This is a genomic window from Maribacter thermophilus, from assembly GCF_001020565.1.
GTDB lineage: Bacteria > Bacteroidota > Bacteroidia > Flavobacteriales > Flavobacteriaceae > Maribacter > Maribacter thermophilus.
Map to the genome: position 1 here is coordinate 2,048,760 of NZ_LDAS01000001.1, position 20,559 is coordinate 2,069,318.

The 20,559-nt window shown below is 33.7% G+C and carries 19 protein-coding genes and 1 pseudogene; 18 read left to right on the forward strand and 2 right to left on the reverse strand.

Going from position 1 to position 20,559, the window contains the following annotated elements; translation table 11 throughout:
- Position 1 precedes the first annotated feature (1 nt).
- The 3 genes from AB657_RS17655 to AB657_RS08920 all read left to right on the forward strand — a co-directional run bounded on the left by AB657_RS17655 (position 2) and on the right by AB657_RS08920 (position 3,144).
- A complete protein-coding gene (locus AB657_RS17655) occupies positions 2–856 on the forward strand; it encodes a reverse transcriptase family protein (protein ID WP_052503510.1) in 855 nt (284 codons plus the stop codon).
- Positions 857–1,077: 221 nt separating this feature from the next.
- Complete coding sequence (locus AB657_RS08915; RefSeq protein WP_052958663.1) at positions 1,078–1,560, forward strand: SMI1/KNR4 family protein; 483 nt, start codon at positions 1,078–1,080, stop codon at positions 1,558–1,560.
- Between the two features lie 231 nt (positions 1,561–1,791).
- Positions 1,792–3,144 (forward strand): TrkH family potassium uptake protein, encoded by a 1,353-nt coding sequence (locus tag AB657_RS08920; protein ID WP_047247894.1) that lies wholly within the window; start codon positions 1,792–1,794, stop codon positions 3,142–3,144.
- A gap of 157 nt (positions 3,145–3,301) precedes the next feature.
- On the opposite strand, the pseudogene AB657_RS08925 reads toward AB657_RS08920, so the two are convergent.
- A pseudogene (locus AB657_RS08925) lies at positions 3,302–4,271 on the reverse strand (IS110 family transposase).
- Positions 4,272–4,630: 359 nt separating this feature from the next.
- On the opposite strand from AB657_RS08925, the gene AB657_RS08930 reads away from it, so the two are divergent.
- The 7 genes from AB657_RS08930 (at position 4,631) to AB657_RS08960 (ending at position 11,564) form a co-directional block, all read left to right on the forward strand.
- Positions 4,631–5,920, forward strand: a complete 1,290-nt coding sequence (locus tag AB657_RS08930) for a hypothetical protein (protein WP_047246177.1) — start codon at positions 4,631–4,633, stop codon at positions 5,918–5,920.
- A 346-nt stretch (positions 5,921–6,266) separates the two neighbouring features.
- Entirely contained in the window at positions 6,267–7,208 is a 942-nt protein-coding gene (locus AB657_RS08935; RefSeq protein WP_047246178.1) for a hypothetical protein, read from the forward strand.
- Positions 7,209–7,455: 247 nt separating this feature from the next.
- Positions 7,456–8,142, forward strand: a complete 687-nt coding sequence (locus tag AB657_RS08940) for a hypothetical protein (RefSeq protein WP_047246179.1) — start codon at positions 7,456–7,458, stop codon at positions 8,140–8,142.
- A gap of 242 nt (positions 8,143–8,384) precedes the next feature.
- Entirely contained in the window at positions 8,385–9,116 is a 732-nt protein-coding gene (locus tag AB657_RS08945; RefSeq protein ID WP_047246180.1) for a hypothetical protein, read from the forward strand.
- Between the two features lie 63 nt (positions 9,117–9,179).
- Positions 9,180–9,746, forward strand: coding sequence for a hypothetical protein (locus AB657_RS08950; protein WP_047246181.1), 567 nt, complete (start codon positions 9,180–9,182; stop codon positions 9,744–9,746).
- Between the two features lie 292 nt (positions 9,747–10,038).
- Positions 10,039–10,812 (forward strand): DUF6090 family protein, encoded by a 774-nt coding sequence (locus AB657_RS08955; protein ID WP_047246182.1) that lies wholly within the window; start codon positions 10,039–10,041, stop codon positions 10,810–10,812.
- Between the two features lie 323 nt (positions 10,813–11,135).
- The gene (locus AB657_RS08960) at positions 11,136–11,564 is read left to right on the forward strand and encodes a DUF1330 domain-containing protein (RefSeq protein ID WP_047246183.1); all 429 of its coding nucleotides are present in this window, start codon (positions 11,136–11,138) and stop codon (positions 11,562–11,564) included.
- Positions 11,565–11,693: 129 nt separating this feature from the next.
- Here the strand turns inward: AB657_RS08960 and AB657_RS08965 are convergent, their stop codons facing one another.
- On the reverse strand, positions 11,694–12,071 hold the full coding sequence (locus AB657_RS08965) for a winged helix-turn-helix transcriptional regulator (protein WP_047247895.1): 378 nt from the start codon (positions 12,069–12,071) through the stop codon (positions 11,694–11,696).
- Between the two features lie 84 nt (positions 12,072–12,155).
- On the opposite strand from AB657_RS08965, the gene AB657_RS08970 reads away from it, so the two are divergent.
- From AB657_RS08970 to AB657_RS09005, 8 genes are all read left to right on the forward strand, one after another.
- Entirely contained in the window at positions 12,156–12,983 is an 828-nt protein-coding gene (locus AB657_RS08970) for an alpha/beta hydrolase (RefSeq protein WP_047247896.1), read from the forward strand.
- Positions 12,984–13,377: 394 nt separating this feature from the next.
- Entirely contained in the window at positions 13,378–14,025 is a 648-nt protein-coding gene (locus AB657_RS08975; protein WP_047246184.1) for a CAP domain-containing protein, read from the forward strand.
- 129 nt (positions 14,026–14,154) lie between these two features.
- Positions 14,155–14,745 (forward strand): DUF4291 domain-containing protein, encoded by a 591-nt coding sequence (locus tag AB657_RS08980; RefSeq protein ID WP_047246185.1) that lies wholly within the window; start codon positions 14,155–14,157, stop codon positions 14,743–14,745.
- 71 nt (positions 14,746–14,816) lie between these two features.
- Positions 14,817–15,293: a hypothetical protein gene (locus AB657_RS08985; protein WP_157491643.1), complete on the forward strand. Its 477-nt coding sequence runs from the start codon at positions 14,817–14,819 to the stop codon at positions 15,291–15,293.
- A gap of 191 nt (positions 15,294–15,484) precedes the next feature.
- A complete protein-coding gene (locus tag AB657_RS08990; protein WP_047246187.1) occupies positions 15,485–16,156 on the forward strand; it encodes a hypothetical protein in 672 nt (223 codons plus the stop codon).
- A 486-nt stretch (positions 16,157–16,642) separates the two neighbouring features.
- Positions 16,643–17,233: a hypothetical protein gene (locus AB657_RS08995; RefSeq protein ID WP_047246188.1), complete on the forward strand. Its 591-nt coding sequence runs from the start codon at positions 16,643–16,645 to the stop codon at positions 17,231–17,233.
- 243 nt (positions 17,234–17,476) lie between these two features.
- A complete protein-coding gene (locus AB657_RS09000) occupies positions 17,477–18,208 on the forward strand; it encodes a hypothetical protein (protein WP_047246189.1) in 732 nt (243 codons plus the stop codon).
- Positions 18,209–18,226: 18 nt separating this feature from the next.
- Positions 18,227–19,396 carry an erythromycin esterase family protein gene (locus AB657_RS09005; protein ID WP_047246190.1) on the forward strand — a complete coding sequence of 390 codons (1,170 nt, stop codon included), beginning with the start codon at positions 18,227–18,229 and terminating at the stop codon, positions 19,394–19,396.
- Positions 19,397–20,559: the final 1,163 nt, after the last annotated feature.

Consider the following 20,559-nt stretch of genomic DNA (forward strand, 5'->3'; position numbering starts at 1 on the left):
AATGAAGAAAAGAGTAAAAGATTTAGCTTATGCTTTAAAAATAGATAAAAGTTTACTTCTAAAATTATCTTCCTCTCTTGACTTAAACGAAAGTAAATTTTACAGAAATTGGGATGAACCTAAAACAGATGAAAAAGGACAACCAAGATTTGAAAATGGAAAACCTTTAACAAGACCAATAAACGCTCCTGTCAACAAATTAAAATTTGTTCAATCTAGATTATTGAATAATGTCTTGTATAAACTTAAACTACCTGAATATTTTTTTGGAGGCTTAAAGAAAAAAGATGCGGTTTTAAACGCACGTTATCATCAAGGAAACAAGTATTTCTTCCTTACCGATTTAAAAGACTTCTACCCGTCTGTTCATTTCACGACTGTTGAAACTGCTTTAAGAAAAGAAGGCTTTTACCCAGATATCGCAAAACTGATAACTCGTATTTCAACTAAAGAAGGAGCTATTCCCCAAGGTTGTCCGACTTCTTCATTTTTAGCTTCATTGGTTGTTTTTCATAGTTGTGGCGACTTGTTTGAAAAATATAAAAATGACGGATTAAAAGTTTCAGTCTATGTAGATGATATAACAATCTCAAGTCCAGTTGATTTTAAAGATAGGACACCTCAAATATTGGAGGAACTGCGCAATCGTGGTTTGAAAATAAATTTTAAAAAGACTCACTACTGTACACATAATCCAATAGTTACAGGTATTCAAGTTAAAAATAACGCAATTAGTCCCTTACCTCACACTTTTGAACGGTCTGTCGATTTAACAAGAAGTGAAGCCTCTAGAAATGGACATATTCAACGAATAAAATATATAAAAAGAATTGCGGAGAAAAAAAACGCACCCTAACAAAGTGTATAAAACATAGCTAGTAAGTGCTTAACCGAAAGGTCTGTGATTATTTACAAAGACCGCCAAATTTTTAAATTTGGCTTTTAAAATAAAAAAGTAAAAACAAAACATAAAAATTCGGCTCTGTGTTAATCCGAAAAGTCAGCATCTTTTTACACGCTACGTTTCATACACAAACCGTTGTGCGTCATTAAAAAAAATCGTTCTGAATTGAAAAAATGAATCAAGAAAAATTAATAAAAGCTGGATTTAAGATTAAAAATAACTCCACTGAATTGGAAATCCCAAAGAGTTTATTAAAACGGTATAATAATTTGCCGATTGAATATCTGACGTTTCTTAAGAATTTTGAAGAAATAACGAATGAAAATGATACAGCTTGGTTTAACTTAATTAAAGAGTTTAATGGAAATTCAGAAAGTGAATTTAAATGGAACGAATTTGAATTGTTGAGTTTGGAATGGAGCGAAGATGATAATGAAGAATTAAAGGTTATTACTGGATTTTGGAATCACCATATTCCAATTATTCTGTCAGTAAAAGATGAATATCAATTTTTAGCCATTAGTTTGGAAAAGGAAAAATATGGAGAAATAGTTCACGGAACAGAACCTGAATTTGAAAATATAAAAAAGGTTTGTAACAATTTTAACGAACTGATTGATTTACTTGAAAAAAAGGAATTGAAAAACATAGTCTGAATGAAAACGAACGCACAACACGGTGTATAAAACATAGCTAATAAGTGTAAAACCGTAGGGATTGTGATTATTTACAAAGACCGCCAAATTTTTAATTTGGCTTTTAAAAGAGAAAAATTAAAAACAATAAAAATTCGGCTCTGTGTTAATCCAAAAAGTTAGTGTCTTTTTGCACGCTACGTTTCATACACAAGTCCGTTGTGTGTCATTAAAAAAACCGAAATACAAAGAATGGAAAATAAAACATACAAGAAAATATCTAATTGGTACCGAAAATTCCAAATTAGTAAATCACCTCAAATGAATTTAGTTTGGGGATTCTTTTTGTATACGCTAATTGGATTTATTTTACTGTCTATTCCTTTCTTTCACAAAACCGACATTTCTTTTTTAGATAATTTATTTATTTCAACTTCTGCTATTTCAACTACTGGACTTGTGACAATAAGCGTTTTCGATTCCTATAATTTTTTCGGTCAATTTGTTATTATGGCTTTAATACAAATTGGCGGAATTGGATATATGACGCTAACGACATACTATTTATTATTTACTACCAAAAAAATAACACATTGGCATAGTAAATTAATAGGAACGGAATTTACATTACCTAATACAATTCAGATAAAAGATTTTATCAAAAGCGTTATTGTTTTTACCCTAATAATGGAAACTATTGGAGCTATACTTTTCTACTTTGCCTTTACCAATTCTGGAATGGGGAGTTTAAAAGCAATTTGGTTTTCAATTTTTCATAGTATTTCATCGTTTTGTACAGCTGGTTTTGGATTGTTTAATGATGGTTTCGAAAGCTATCAAGACAATACTTTTATAAACACAATTATTTCTGTATTAGCAATTTCTGGTTCTTTGGGTTTTATTGTAATTACAGATTTGTGGTATCGAATTAGGGGTAAATCAAAAGAAATTTCGTTCACAACTAAAATCATTATTTATGGGTTTTTGTTTTTACTTTTTTTAGGAACTTTACTCATTTACACAACAGAATCATCCTCTATTCTCGGTTCGAATAGTTCACTTATGACCTCTTTCTTCCAAGCAATGTCAGCTATGACAACAGTTGGGTTTAACACAATACCTATCGGTGAATTATCCTTGCCAATATTATTGCTTATAACCTTTCTTATGTATATTGGAGCTTCGCCTTCAGGAACAGCAGGAGGAATGAAAATAACGACATTGACGGCAATGCTATCGATATTAAAAAGTCGATTGTTTGGTCAGAAAAAAATCACATTTTTAAACAGACTTATTCCTTTTGAAAGAATATACGTTGCCACATCAACTTTTATGCTTTACACAAGTTTAATTTTCTTGTTTTCATTTTTACTTTCTTACTTTGAAAACTTTTCTTTTGACAGCATATTATTTGAAGTAGCATCCGCTTTAGGAACAGTTGGATTAAGTACAGGAATTACAGGAGATTTAACTAACGTTGGGAAAATATTGATTATTATTTTAATGTTTATTGGACGAGTTGGAGTTCTAACTTTTGGATTTGCATTATTGCAACAAAATGAGAACGATTCTAAAAAAATTAGAACTGATGATTTGGCTGTATGAAAAAATTAATAATTAGAAAAATAGAAAAAACGCCACACAACAAAGAACTGAGGTAAAAAACAAGTAAATTCTTCTTTAATCTGAGACAATATTATTCTAGGCCCATAGATTCTAAAATCAGTTTCTTCGGGCTTTTTTTATTCGATTCATCTTCTATTTATCTAGGCAATACAGAAACATACGATTCATCGTACGGCCTGCCAGATTTTGCAATGGCAAAGGACTGCTTCAATAGTTTGTTAGCTACAGCAATCAATGCCAGTTTCTTGCTCTTGCCCTTGTTCACGATTCGCTCATATACCTCTTTGCATGCCTTGTTATGTTTACAGGCATTGAAAGAACATAGAAACAGTAGATTACGAAGCTTTCTATTGCCGACCTTACTTATTCTCGAACGACCTCTTACACTGCTCCCCGATTCCCGTATCGTGGGGGTTATACCTACATAACTACAAAGCTGTGCTGCCGTTTCGAATTTGTTGAACCCATCGGTGACCACTATTAGGAACAATGCAGTCTTTTGACCTATACCAGGTATCGATGTCAACAAGGTCAATTGCTCTTGTTGATCCTCTCTCACCAATGATAGAATCTTTGACTCGATAGCGGCTACCTCTTTATTGAGTTGCTTCTTGTTACGTATCAAGGAACGATAAACAAACTTTGAGGGCACCCCCCAGAACAGCTTCTCCGTGTATCTTGTTTTTGGTCGCGGTACGTTGTTTTAAATAGATATCCAATAACCGGAACAACTGTAAACATTCGCTCTGGATATCCGTCAAGGCATTATAAATAGGTACCTCGTTGACCAGGGCATAGTCACAGATAGCCTTTGCGTCGCTCTTATCGGTCTTTACCTTGGCCAGCTTCATTTGGATAAAACGCTTGACGGACAACGGGTTTACCACTGAGACCATTACTCCATTTTTGTAAAGAAACTGTGCGAGCCTATAATGATAGTAACCGGTAGCTTCCATGACTACCAATGAACCTTCGGGCAAGTGCCCAAGGAATTTCTTGAACCCGGGCCCATCGTTCCCATAACGGTCGTGACCTTTGCTACTGCCGTGCACATCAAAGACCGCTTTACTGATGTCGACTCCGAAAGTTTCTTTATATTTATTCATAGGAAATGTTTTGTGAAAGAACCGGCTACTTGGGCACACAACAACTTGAAAACGAGATCCAAGGTCTCACAGAACTGAACGTGGTCTAAGTAGTAAAAGAGAGAGGATTACCAATGTTGTCGAAGTCTAAAGCTTCACCGTATAACATAACCTTAATTCTCTCTTTTGTTCTTTCTGGTTTATACCATCAATTTAATGAGAATCAAACTTAAGTCGTATATAAAAAATAGCGGTATAATCACTTAATCAAAAGAAAATGAACAAATTAAAGGTCTATTATAATCTGAAAAGTTAGTGCTAAAAACCCGCTACTTTTCATATACAAGACCGTTAGCACATATTAATCTATAAGAAAATTTATGAGAAACATACACTTACCTATAATACTTTCCTTGTTCCTTCTCAACTGTAGTACAAATGACTCAGGTGCAGAAGAAATAATGGATGAGCCCAATCTCCCCTCTTTGACCACATCGTTGGTTCAAGAAATAACTCAAAATTCGGCATTGAGTGGCGGCAATATTTCGGATGATGGCGGTGTTTCAATAATTGCGCGTGGGGTTTGTTGGAGCCTTAATCAAAATCCAACAATTCAAAATGATAGGACTCAAGATGGCAATGGTATAGGTGAATTCACCAGCGTAATTGAAGGGTTAACTGCCAACACTACTTATTTTCTCAGATCCTATGCCACTAACAGCGTAGGTACTTCCTATGGCGAAGAAAGAAGTTTTACAACCTCTGAAGTTGAAGCAAAAATTTTCGATGGTGATATTGTTTTTCTAATTCAAGAGGAAATCGATGATTTTGGCAATCAAGGCTATACAGAAATAACTGGCAATGTTGAAATTGGAAATATTAATGTTGCCTCCACGACCTCCATTTCTAATTTAGAAGGGTTAAGTACAATAAATTCAGTTGGAGGAAATCTCACATTACACGCCAATGATGCGCTTAATAGTTTGGAGGGCTTGAGAAATCTTGAAGTTATAGGGGGAGAGCTATTTCTATCTTCCAATAAGGCTTTTGACAACATTGATGGTTTGAATAATTTGAGGACTATTGGTGAAGGATTGAGAGTAGTTCAGAATAGTGCTCTTTCAAATCTCGACGGGTTAAGCAATTTGACTGAAATTGGAAACTTACTACTCATCTTCAATAATGATGAATTGGTTAATGTCGATGGACTAAACAATTTGATATCAGTAGGATTTGACATTGCCATAAGAAACAATGACAAATTATCAGAAATAAATTCCTTTAACAATTTAGAATTTTCCACTGGACTATCAATTTCTGATAATAGCACATTGAACACTATTAATGGGTTTAGTAGCCTAAAAACAATACAGCTTTTTTTAGTTATTGAAAACAATAACTCATTATCGAGTTTCAATGGTTTTGGCGAACTTGAATCTATCGGCTCCAATCTTGAAATAAACAATAATGGCGCTCTTACATCGCTAGACGGTCTAGTTAAACTTATTTCTTTGGGTGAGAGCTTGACGGTCATCCAAAATACAGAACTTGTAGATTTCTGCGGAATCGACACCCTTATAAAAACTGGGTTTACGGGTAGCTATGAGGTTTCTGAAAATGCCTACAACCCTTCACAGCAAGAAATCTTAAATGGGAATTGTCAAAATTAACATGTGCTAACATTGGCTATAATTCATTGCTTGCGGATTTCCTAAACGGAAATCCTGCGCAAAAAGCTATCTTTAGGTTCGGCTATATTGTCCTTCGGACGAATCACAGCAACGAACCTTAGCCAAGACCGTTGGGCACAATTCCCTACATAAAGAAACGCTATTAATTTCTTAAGCTAACATCAAGAAATAGAGCTGAAAACCAAGGGAATTCGGTCGATTATTATAATTTTACAAAAGACTGAATATCAACATTTTAAATTGACGTTAGTCAGAATTAAACAAAACGTTCCAAACTCAATATATTAACACAAAATAACAATAATCAGTATTAAAATTTTAGACCATGAGAAACCTTCTACTTATTCTTACATTTTTCATATCCATCAAAGGAATTACTCAAGATTTTAATTTCAACATCTCCAACGTTAAAATAGCCGAGTACATAAATATGGAAAAAAAAGAAGGTTCTGAGGTGTGTGTTAATTCATCAAACAATTTAGCGTCAATAGGCGAAAGGCATATCATTAAATTTTATAAAAATGAACTAGCAACTAAAGATTACGAGGCAATCTACACATACGATAAATTAGATTCATCTATTATATCAATCCGGTTTTTATGGAATACTAAATATTCAAACAGTATTTTAGATACAAAAAAAATAATTATTCAAAAATCATTCAAAAATAAATATTACGATATTAAATCATCAATTGAAAAGAAATTTGGAAAAGGAATTGACAACTCAATTGAGGAGACATATGTTGGGACGTCAGATCATGGTCAAATTAAAAGAGGTTTAATTAAAACACTTATTTGGAAAGTTGACAATAATATAAGTGTTAAATTGGATACTGACATTTCATCATTATATGAAAAGGGAGAATTGTCAACATATACTGGAATATTTAAGATTACGCTTGATATTATTGATAATTCAAAAACTGAAAATCAATTATCAGAACAAGCTTTAAACCGAAACCTACTTGACTTTTTAAGAGGAATTGAAAATGATGAATTAAAAAAATCAGAAGAATATCTATCTCCTTACATCTATGAAGGCGAAAAAACCGAATTCATTGAATCAGCAATAGGTAAAACAGGAAAAATTGTAAAATTAAAGCCTCTTAAAAACTCTTTAGATAAGAGAAACTTAAATTATACCCAAATATCCAACCTAAAATATAAATATATAAAGCCAAAAAAGAGAGGAAAAAATATTATTGTCAGCTTTGACGGAATTGGGAAAATTTATGATATTTACGAGGTTGACGCAAAAAAATAACTGTGCCCAACACAACCTATAAACAATACGGGCTTTGGTGCTTAAACCAATGTTTGGGTATATTTATGAAGTCGCTAAATCTTTGGGATTTAGCTTTGGACAAAAAAAGAAAAAGCAAAACCAAAAGCTTTAGCTTCGTGCGCAGACGGAAACTGGCCAGCGCGCCAACTCGCCCGCTGCTGTTGTAGACGGTGTACCGCCCTACTTGCCATAGCTGCGACCGTTGCGGCACATTAAAAAACAAAATATGGAATTATTTGATACAACTAAATCAATCATAGAAAATTTGTATTTCTTAAGTGGACCTTTATTACTTATAACTCTAATTATAGGAATCTATCAAATAAAAATATCTTGGATAAATATTAAACAGACAAAACAAAGTTTAGTTATAAATTCACAAAGAGATGCTATTAAATTAGCTATTGCTCAAGATAAATATATTCAAGAGAACATACAGCCAATAGAATTAGAATTAATGAAATTCAGGGAAGAAAATAAATACAAAATGGAGTTCTATAAAGAAAACCTTAAAAAATTTACGTATGATGAATTGATTGGTTTTGGTGAGACTAAATTGAAAAACTACTTAAAAGTTAGTGGAATAAATGACAGTGATAAAGTGGACAAAATGGCCATTTTGGCCCACAGAATGAATACTATAGCAATGGCCTTCAATTCAAAAATAGCAGATGATGAAACTGGATTTAAAACTATTGGACAATATTTTTGCAATGTAGTTCACGCCTATTATCCAATTATGGCTATTACAAGAAAAAAAGAAAGTGATATTAATTATTTTGCAATTAAGGAATTATATTTAAGATGGAACAAACGATTAACCGACACTAAAATATCATCTGAAATAGAGGAATTGACTAAACTGAAAAACAAATTTCAAACTGAAAATATTAAGCCATTAGGAACAGAATAACGTGCCCGAACAAAGAACCGAGGTAAAAAACAAGTAAATTCTTCCTTAATACTCTCTTTTGTTCTTTCTGGCTACACCAACAAATTAATGAGGATCAAACTTGTGGTATATAGTTAATTGCCTGGTTCTCGCCTACCTACGAAAATCCTCGCAGATTTTCAGTATGGTGTATACTTGCAAAGTTAAGTGCTAAACCACGCAACTACGCATAGCTAAACCGTTACCAAAAATTATAAACAACGATGAAAACTAAAATAACCGTAACCTGTTTATTAATATCAGTCTTACTATTTGGCCAAGAAAACGACTCGGTAAAATTTAAAGAACATGAGTCTACTAATGAATTGACTCATTTATCCCTAAAATTTGAAGATGAAAATGAAAGTGCTGTTTTAATAGGAGAAAACATAGAGCTTTTTAATGACGAATTAAAGGTCGTTAAAACGATTGAAACAGGGACTTTTGTAAAAACTATTGAAAAATCTCGAAATTACTATAACAATGGAAAAATAGACGAAAATTGTAATGGTTACAGGTTCGTTAAAATTGTTCATGAAAATACTGAATACATTGTGAAAGGAAATGTTATTTTTAAATTAGAAAAATTTAAAGAGCAACCAAAGAGAGAAAATAGTGCGCTAATTTTTTTTGAAACCTCAAAATCGCAAGATTACCTACAAAATATAAAACCAGCTCAGGGTTTTGAATTTTGTGAATACTTTACGTATTCTCCTTTTGTTATATACAATGTAAAAAAAGAACAATTTAATTTGATAAAACTTGAAAAAAATGAACTGTTCTCTAAAATTTCAAGTGATTTTAAAGAGGCAGATTTTCTTCAAACCAAAGGGGTCTACAATCTTACATTTTTTGATGAAGGTTTTTATGGTTTTGAAACTTTTCACGATGCAATGCCATATAGCGTTCAAATAACTGAAAGTGAAGGCTCTTTTATTGCAAAATATATGCAGTAGACAACTATTGTATTGGTAACAATACCCAAACGCCATACCTTTAGCCAAACCGCTATACCCAATATGAAAAATACAATAGCTATCATATTTATTTTACTTCTTTGCCAAGTAAACGGACAGTCTGTAGAATCCATAGAGTTGAAAAATGCGCTAATGGAACTAAAAAAGGACAAGAGTTTAAAGACCCAAAAAAAATACTTCGAATTGTTTCCCGATTCATTTGAGGACTTTTTAAAAATGTTCGGATTTGAAAATGGAAAAGAAGCCCCCCTTTACGATGGATTTGAATACGTAGAGGCTTTTTTCGCAATAGATAGTATATCAGAAAGTCAACAAATGAAAAAATGGATAAATATTTCCATTGATGGTTATTGGGATGCCGATGCGGTTAATTACTTTCAGCACAATTTAAGACCCATTGTTCTAAAAAAAACCGACTTGGCCTATGAACTATTGAAGAAATATACGGATGAAGAAATTGAGTCTTTTTTCTACTTCTTTTTTAATGAGATTCACCCTCAATATAAAAACGTGCCCAGCGAACTTGAAAGGTTTAAAGATAGGGACGAAAAGTTTTATAGGCTTTTATCAGCTGCACACAAAAGAGCCTTAATTGACAGTGGACATTAATTAATGGCGAGAAATACTGCGCACCACAAAACCCATAAACAATTTGGGCTTTTGGGCCAAACCGAAAGGTCTGTGTATATTTATAAAGTCGCTATATTGAAAATTACGCCACAGCCAAATATTCAATGTTAGCTTAAAACATTAAAAGGAAAAAGCAAAACAACAAGCTTTAGCTATATGCGCAGACGAAAACTTGCCGGCGTGCCAACTCCCGCGCTGCCGTCGCAGATGTCGATCCTATGCACTGGGCATGGCCTCATTGTTGCGCTGCATTAAAACCAACCGCTAACCAATGATAAAATTCTTTAGAAAAATTAGGCAAAAACTACTCTCTGAAAATAAATTCAGTAAGTATTTGATTTATGCCATTGGCGAAATTGTGCTTGTGGTTCTTGGAATTTTAATTGCGTTATATATCAACGATTGGAATGAAAAACAAAAAGAAGAAAAGAGTGAGGTATTAATACTCAAAACGCTACAAAAAGACTTTATAGAGAACAAAAAAATATATTCGGACATAGTCGATAAACAGACCTTTGTTATTGACAATTGTAAATCACTTATAGAATGTTTGGAAAGAAAAGATGTACAATACAAGAGAGATTCCATTGGTGTATTTATCTACTACGGAGCCTTTAATTATTATAGGGCCGAACCCGTCTTGGGAAGTTATCAGGCCATGATCGGAAGTGGAGATTTAAAAATATTGAAAAGCGAAACCCTTAAATCAAAATTAGCTTTATTTTCCGCAGAAATAAATCAAGGATTTGAAGATGAAACGTTATCCATGAATTTATTAAATACACTACATAATGAATTCAGATCAATTGGAACACTATTTGTAGATGATAGAACTAGACAATTTGATGGCTTAAGCAAGGCTGAAGTAAATATCGAGTTACAGAATAAAATAATTTCAGAATTATATCAAAATTCAAATATATTACACCCACTCACAATGAAAACAGGTGTTGAAATCAATAGATTAAACTTGTATGCCAAAATGTTAGATTACTCAAACGAGATAATGAATTTAATTGAATCTGAACTGAAAGAAAAAAAATAACGAAAGCACAACAAAGAACCGAGGTAAAAAAACGAACAAATGCTTTCTTAATTCTCTCTTTTGTTCTTTCTGGTTATAACAATAATGTAATGCGAATCTAACCAAAGACGTTTAAAATACAACGGGCGAATATTAAAAAACAAGTTTTTATTAAACTGTGAATCTGAACTTGTAAGTTTTTGTGAGGATGAACTGAATTATAAAAACGGATTAAAAATAAATAATGCAGGTACAATATATATAATTCATATCTTTTAAAGATAAATGACATATACAAGTTTGTTTCGTCTAATTTAAAAGAACCATTTGTAATTTAAGTTGGTATGAAGAAATACATTGACGCAAGCCCTGAAGCTGGAAAAGAGTTTTATATAAACTTCCATGACAAAGGAAAGGTTGTAATGCTGAACTTGCTAAAGTTCAAGCCGATAGCCGACTACACAAACCTTGATGAATTAAGACCCACAAAGGAAATGAGCGGAGAAGAAGCCTACCAACTGTATTTGAAAGGTACATTACCTCAATTGGAGAAGGCCGGAAGTCGCATCATCTATTTTGGGAAGAGCCAAAACTTTCTGATCGGACCCTCCTCTGAAAAATGGGACGCGGTGTTGTTGGTGGAACATGAATCCGTTTTAAAGTTTATGGAATTTGCCAAAAATCCGGAATACCTAAAAAAAGCAGGGCACAGAACAGCCGCATTGGAAGATTCGAGATTGTTGCCAACGACCGAAATACGCAATTACTCCTAACTAACATGTATAGCCATGGTGGATGCAACACCTAGTGCAAAGTTATGCCCATCCGCATGGGTTGCGGCAGAACGCAAAGTATTTTATAGCCGTTACAAGCCACAATAAAAACCTTGGTTACGGATAAATCTAAGAAACAGGGCCAGTAGAAATTTCCTTGCCGTTTGCATACTCTTTTCCCCAGTCACAAAGACTTTTTAAAATAGGGACCAGATCCAGCCCCTTATTGGTCAAAACGTATTCAATTCCCATGGGAACGGTATCGGGGATTTCCTTTTTTACCAAAAGGGCATGGGTTTCCAATTCCTTCAGTTGTCTTGCCAAAACGGTTTCCGAAATATTCGGCAATTCTTGCAATAATAAATGAAACCGATTGTTGCCCTGTGAAATGGAATAAACAATCTGGGACTTCCAACGACCACTTATCATGGCAATGGCCGAATTCAACTCACAAACTTGAAACAGAAACTGCTCGTTCACATAATTTGTAGACTGTTGTTTTCTCATAACCGATAATTTATCGACCAACAATTTTGTTAGTCATTGTTTCAAAAAAAGTCTTTGGAGACCTTTGACAGAAAAATACAAAAAATGAAAAACATAGTAACAGTTACAATGTGCATGGTTTTATCACAATCGCTTTTCGCCCAAAAAATTTTCAATATAACGTCAGATAAGCTTAAACAAAATGTTCCTGTCCTGGTGCAAGAACCAAAAGATTACCAATCTTCAAAAAGTTATCCCTTGGTTTTTATGCTACACGGATATAGTGAAAATTATGGGCAATGGAACAAAACGACCGATTTGAAAAAGCTCGCGACCGACTACCAAATGATTTTGGTATGTCCAGAAGGTTTTGTCAATTATTATATGAACAGCCCAATTATGAAGGACTTTAAATATGAAGATTTTTTCTTCAAAGAACTTGTTCCAAAAATGGACAAAAAATATAATATCGACAACAAAAATGTTTTTATCACCGGGCTCAGTATGGGGGGTTACGGTGCCTTAAGTTTATTCATAAAACATCCCGACTTTTTCAATACGGCCGCTTCTACAAGCGGAGCTCTGGAGATTGACCACGAAAACTTCAAGGAAATCAGTTTAAAATTCTTCGAAAGTGAACGAATGACGAACGATTTGGAAATGACACTGGGAAACCACAAAAAAAATGACTGGAACAAGTTTAGCATCTCGTCCTTACTTGAAAGGAACAAGGACTTTACCAAAGGTTTTTTTATCGACTGTGGCACAGAAGACCCTTTACTTCCAAACACTTTAAAGATCAAGAAATTGGCCCTGTCCAAAAAACTGCCCATACGGTTTTCCATCGCACCCGGGGAACACAACAATGAATATTGGGCAAAATCCATCGAATACCATTTCGTCTATTTCAAGCAGCATCTGAAAACAGAATAAAGCTTCGCACCTCAAAGAACTGTGCTAAAAGACCAACAACTTCATTCTTCGGACAAAAACACAAGTATAACAGACATAAAGAATAAAAAAAGACAGATTCTTTGGGCCTTTTTTTATGACATTTACCTTCTATTTTCCTTGGCAACACATAACAGCACGTTACCTCACTACAACCATGATCGGCGCAGTTGCCCTCTTCCCTTGCATCACCATTAAACAATAACCAAACACAAACCTGTACGCTACCAACCACAAGGTTTAAGCCCATTTATACCAACCCTAACCATCTTTCTTTTAACCACTTATTACCAAAATTAAATGTTAAAGCACACAACTATTTCCCTACAAATACGTTGTAAAAACATAATCAAAAATCAATTAAAAAGTAAAAATTATGGGAGTTTGGAGCGTTCCGTGGAAAAACGAAACAAAAGCTAAAAAGTTTGCCGCCAAAATAAACGAAGGCATCACCATTAAGGTCGATAAGACCCCTTCTGGAGAATTAAGCGTTACATCTGATGCAATTAGTTTCAGATTTGATGAAGAGGCCCTATTTGGCTCTGATGAGCTGGCGGACCTTATTTATGACGAAGCATATAACATAGGTAAAAGTTTTGATGCCTCTAAACTTGTAATAGATGTGCTGCAACCTATTTTGGAACAGATGGCAATACAACCAGAACTGCCCAAAAATTTGACTGCGGTGAATATAGTTAGGGAAAGTATTGGTCTACCCCCACTTTCTGCCAACAGGACACTTTCCGAGTCGGCCAAGATCGCAAAAAATATCTTGACGCATTTAAAAAACGAAAATATTGCCGTGGAGTACTACGATTTTAAGGAATTAAAGGCTCCGTTACAACCTATGATCAAAATGTTGAACCGTATTCCAAAAGATCTAGAGGCCGATATATACTACACCTTAACGGTAGAGACCATAGAAAAAAAGGAATTTGAGTTAGATTTCGGGGTCATACCAGAAATAAAAAGCTATGGTTACGACCGGCCGGGTCTATTAAAAATGTGTTTTGTAACCCCATGATCGGGTAAAAGATCCCGATGGCAAAAAAACAATGGGCCGGCACGTCCAATTCCTTATTTATGAATAAATTCATACACTTTAAAACACAGTATTCGTTGGGCACGTAGGCCATTGAAAAGAAAATCGTAGATGAGATATCAAGAAATAAGAGCTGCGTTCGACAGTGAGACCATTACGGTATACCAAGCATACAATAAAGGTATTGCTTTGCCGGCCATCAAAAACAATAAGTTTGAAAAGCCGTTTTCCTTTAACAGGATGACCTGGATCAAACCTTCTTTTCTTTGGTTGATGGAAAGAAGCAACTGGGGAAACAAATCTAACCAAGATTATATTCTCGGAATCAAGATCAAAAGACCCTACTGGGACAAAGCTTTGTCTATGGGCGTGTTAACCGACCCCGACAAGCATGTATATTCGAGTGGCCATGAATGGGAACAAAAGTTTAAAGAGGCGAAAGTGCACATACAATGGGACCCCGAAAGAACCTTAAAAGGAGGAAAGTTACAAGAAAGAACCATTCAGGTCGGAATCAGCAGGTTTTTAATAGAAGCGTACAATAACGAATGGATCAGCGAGATTATCGACTTGACCCCTTTGGTAAAAAAAATAAATGCCTTACGAAAGGCGGGAAAATATAAAGAGGCAAAAAGGTTATTGCCCATTGAAAAAGTGTACCCCCTTGATGATGAAACAGAAAAAAGAATTGGAATAAGATAAGGGGCGGGCCACTACGAATCATAGCGGCAGTTCACCTGACACTTGAAAAAAGAGTATTAAATTTAGAACGTATGATCAGAACCGTACTGAGCCCTATGCCTTCTTTTATGATACAAATAGTCATTCTCTGCTCTTTACTGAACAAGGCTTGCCATGTAACCGACAAGAACAATGTCATGAAAAACCAACAAATACACCAATACCAAACGGTCATCGATTTTGAACCGAACAAAGAACTTAGGTTTCCAGACTTTACCCTTGTACATACCCAACATAAAAAAGTACAGGGACCCAACAATGCAAAGTGGAAAAGACAAACCTTTTACTTCTTGGTAACAGGGAAGCAAGATACTCTAGAAATTTCGTGGAGTACCGGGCTTATACGCAATACCAAATTTACGGTGGACGGAACAGCGTACGAACTGATCATGGGGAGTTATCGGGATCCCGATTCAGAAACCAAATCATTTAAAAATATACCCTTGCACCAACTAATGATCATAAAATCCGAGAAAGTGGAGCTGTCCAAAGAAAAGCAGCACAGGTAATATTGTGTTTATAGGTACGTTGAAAAATAAAGGTAAACATCCCTGTAATACATAGGGGATTGTTGTAAAAACCCTTATGGAGTACCCTGAGTTTAATGACCGAAAAAAGTGGGGTCAATGTCGGTTCTATAGAATCGGATTACAACAACCCATATTTTAAGTGGCCGGTATTTTAATTAACACAGAAAAAGATGAACGATATAATCAAATTTAATACTGAGGTAAACAACCATCTAAAAGATACGCTTAAAAGCGAAAAATGGTCGGGTACAAGCCCTGTCTTCTATAAAAACGATGTTCCCAACCTGATCAAATGTATCGAGGTAAGACGCTCGTTAAAACAAGACCACTTTAGCTGTAACCTATCCGTTTATTCCGATTTTAAGTTCTCAAATTCTCCAAAGGGTAAGGCGATGCACACCCACAAACAGCTATTTCTGGTGGCACTGACACCAGAGAAGGTAACCAGCTCTTCTTATCATTGGCCTTTAAAAGACACCAAAGACTTTAATACACAACAGATGCATACCCTATGGGAAGCCATAGCCGGCCATGGCACTCTTTTTTTTAATCGGTTCAACAACTTCCCCGATGCCTTTTTAGATATTGAACCGGAGGATTTTAAGCGAGGGGATGTAAAATTGTTCAATAAATACGATGTTTATAGTCAAATCAACTACATGAATTTTTTAAAGGAAATTCATGTATCGCTGCACCACATAGAAAAGGCCACCGCGTTCTCCGACCTTGCTTTGGCACAATTTCACAAGAATATAAAAGGCAAAAATGTGCTGCACGACAAAGCTTATGACAAAACAGTGAAAGAATATCTGAACTTTTTAAAAATGCCCAAAACGCCATAATGCCTTAAACGAAAAAAGCAATGCCGTTTCCGATAAACGAAACAAGCAAAACAATTGCCATTGCCGACTCTTTTTTACCACCACACACCACTACAACAAAAGGCCCGTTTACCGGGTAATGACCAATGCCCTAAAACCCTTAAAGGGCACTTATTTAAAACATCGCCGAATCTGGTAGTATAGCTTTGGAACAAAAGTAACAACGCCCGGCCCAACTATATTACACTTTATGGCAAATACCCTAAGCAAGGTATGTTGTAATAAATATTACGCTTTTCTGTAATACTTTTCTTTTAAATTATTTTAATTTGGTTTAAATTCCTGATTGTTCAAAGGCCGTACACATATACACCTTTAAACCGTATGAAACATTTGTTTTTGTTGATATTGAATACATTACACCTAAAAAAAGAATATACGTACCATGGTACGTTTACACAATTGTTGTACAATATTGTAAATCTCCACTAAAATATTTTTGAAATTATGGGAATACACTATGAAAAAACTAAAATCCATTGGAACTATTATCTAGCAATAGAGACAGACTTTGAGCATATTTCTAGATATATTGAATTTTCAGAAGAAAACAACAATACATTCTCTATTGAATTAGCCAGAATTATTATGTCTGCATCTCAAGAAGTGGATGTTATAATGAAAGGCATCTGCAAATTATTAGGAAATAAGAAAGCGGATAACATTAATGAATATGGAGATGTTATAAAAGAAAAATTAGATGGACTAATTAACGAAGAAGTCTTTATTTCTAGGTATGGTATGAGAAGTACACCTTGGCTAAATTGGCATAATAAGGGTGAAAATCCTCTTTGGTGGAAAGCGAATAACAAAATTAAACATCAAAGAGTATCACATTTTAGAGAAGCTAATTTAAAGAATGCCTTTAATGCTCTTGGAGCACTTTTAATAGCCAATGTTTACTATTACAAACTAGATAAAGAAAAAGAAGCAGGAAAAGAGGTGTCTTGGAAAGATGTAACGGATAATTTAGATGCTGGAGGGACTTTTATGAAATTGAAAGACGAATATTATAGCGTAGTTATGCATTTCAATTAAAAAATAATGTGTACAACCAAACCTAAACGCAATGCGGACTTTAGGGCAAAACGGATAGGTCTGTGTATATTCATGATGTCGCTAAATTGAAAATTATGCGTCAGCGAAATATTCAAAATTAGCTTTGGACAAAAAAAGAAAAAGCAAAACATAATAATTCGGCCTTGTGTTTATCCGAAAAGTTAATATCTTTTTACACGCTATGTTTCATACACAGTCTGTTACCAAAAATTATAAGCAACGATGAAAACTAAAATAACGGCAACCTGTTTATTAATATCGGTCTTATTGTTTGGCCAAGAAAACGACTCTGTTAAATTTAAAGAACATAAGTCTACTAATGAATTGACTCATTTATCCCTAAAATTTGAAGACGAAAATGAAAGTGCTGTTTTAATAGGAGAAAATGTAGAACTTTTTAATGACCAATTAAAGGTTGTTAAAAATATTAAAACAGGGACTTTTGTAAAAACTATTGGAAAATCTCGAAATTACTATAACAATGGCAAAATAGACGAAAATTGTAATGGTTACAGATTTGTCAAAATTGTTCTTGATGATACTGAATACATTGTTAAAGGAAATGTTCTTTTTAAATTAGAAGAATTTAAAGAGCAACCAAAGAGAGAAAATAGTTCGCTGATTTTTTTTGAAACCTCAAAATCGCAAGATTATCTACAAAATATAAAACCAGCTCAGGGTTTTGAATTTTGTGAATATTTTACGTATTCCCCTTTTGTTATATACAATGTAGAAAAGAAGCAATTTAACTTCATAAAACTTGAAAAAAACGAACTGTTTTCTAAAATTTCAAGTGCTTTTAAAGAGGCAGATTTTCTTCAAACCCAAGGGATCTACAATCTTACATTTTTTGATGAAGGTTTTTATGGTTTTGAAACTTTCCACGATGGAATGCCATATAGCGTTCAAATAACTGAAAGTGAAGGCTCTTTTATTGCGAAATATATGCAGTAAACAACTATTGGCTACAATATGAAAAAAACGACAGTAATACTTTTTATAGTCTTTGGTCTAAATTCTATTTTAGCTCAAATCGAGAAGAGTATTCACGAATTGAACTCGTTGGAAAATTTGCTGACAAAAGAGGTCAAAGAAATTTTAGACACGAATTTAACAAACAAAAAAGTTGTTTTTTTGGGAGAATCGGGACATCATGTTGGGTCCGACTTTTTAGCCAAAACTGAATTTGTTAAATATTTAGTATTAGAAAAAGCATATAAAGATATTGCTTTTGAAGCCGATTTTTTCGGGCTTTATTTTGACCATAATAAAATGAACCTATACTCATTTTGGTCTCAATCTGTTCAATGTAAAAACCTATTTGAATTTTTAAATGAGCATAACGTAACTATTTGGGGATTTGACAATCAAATGGGTTCTGGATATACATGGAATAATTTCACAATCAAACTAACTGAATTTTTAAAAGAAAACGCTATAAATATCAACGAAAACTTTATCGATTTAACAGAAAACTATATTAAGAACAGAAGAAAGGCGAACAAAGTATTAGGAAAATCAAAACTGGGAAAATTAGTTAGTGATGTAGATGAATTATTAGAAAATGACAAAGTCAAAAAAGACAAGCTTTGGACTCAATTCTTAATAAGCTATAAAAGCGACATTCTTATAAATTCAACACATAAAAGCAGTAAAAAAGGAATTCCAATTAGAGACAGCCAAATGGCAAGTAACCTAGATTTTCTAATTAAAACAATGCCTGAAAAAAAGTTTATTGTTTGGTTAGCTAATGCACATATGGCTAAATATAAATATGATTTTATGCGTGGGGAAACAATGGGAGGTCAATTTGTAGAATTAAACCCCGATATCTCGTACCATATTGCAATTTCGTCAATAAATATGCCTTACAGAAAACATAAATGGATAGAAAAATCCAGAAATGACAAAAAAAATTTACTTCATTTTTTACCCTCGACAGAAAAAAATTATTTTGTTGACTCGAAAAAAATAATAAATGAAAACCCAGAATATTCTGAAATGAAATATGAGGGAATGTTTAATCTTGCAAACAATAAAACCAATTGGTTCAGGCATTTTGATTCTTTAGTTTTTATATCAAAAGGAGAAAGAGTAAAATATCCCAAACAAGATACTGTTGCCAACACCGCTATTAACTAACCAATTGTTTTTCAAATATTTACAAAAAAATACTCGCGTATTTTCCTCAGGTTCGTTCCATTTTCAGTAAGTTAGTTGCTGAAACACGCAACTATCCTTACACAAGAACGTTGTAGCAAATTTTAAAAAGGAGATTTTTTGAATATATTTAGACAATTATTGAAATTAGCCAAATCTGGTTTTCTTGAAAGAAAGAAAAGGACTTTAAAGCAGTCTTTGTTATTTTCAATTAAGTTATTTTTAATATTATTCCTTTTCAAAATTTCATTTTTAACCATAGCAAAATTAATTGATGTTCCGACTGTCTCTCAAAACTTCGAAATGGACAGCTAATCTGGAATCTATCAGTTCTTAATTTTAGCCTTATTATTTCCAATTTTTGAGGAGTTAACGTTTAGAAATAGTTTAAAATTTACAAAATGGAACTTTATTCTGATGTGCGCTGGTTTAACTTATTTCGTCCTGAAATTATTATTTAAACTTGATTGGACCATTTCTCTTATTAGTGCTGTACTAACAACTACAATTTTATTAGTTATATTAAAAAAACAAATCCTAGAAGAATTAACTGAATACCGGAAAAATAACAGATTGACCGTATTCTGTACTCTATTAATTAGTTTTTCGGCTTTACATATCACGAATTACGAATTGAATCTTTCGACCTTACTTTATTTTCCAATTCTAGCTCTACCTCATTTGTCAAGCGGATTTATTTTTAGCCTTGCACGTCTCGAATCGGGGATTATTTTTTCTATTGGTTTACATATATTAAATAATGCTTTGTTTGCATTTCCTCTCCTGTTCGTGAATTAAAACTTGCCACAACAAAACTCACAAACAATACGGGCTCAGGTTTTAAACGCCAAGTTCTGTGTATATTCATGATGTCGCTAAATTGAAAATTATGCGTCAGCGAAATATTCAAAATTAGCTTTGGACAAAAAAGAAAAAGCAAAACCAAAAGCTTTAGCTACGTGCAGAGACGGAAACAGGCCAGCGTGCCTACTCGCCCACTGCCTCGAAGATGGCGTACCTTCGCACTGCACTTAGGTACTGTGTCAAAAAACAAATTTTTTCTTTAATAATTTTAGGAAACAGGTTGATTTATCAAGTTGTTATCCTGTGCAGCAAAGGCTTCATGCTTTTGCTGCTTTTTTATT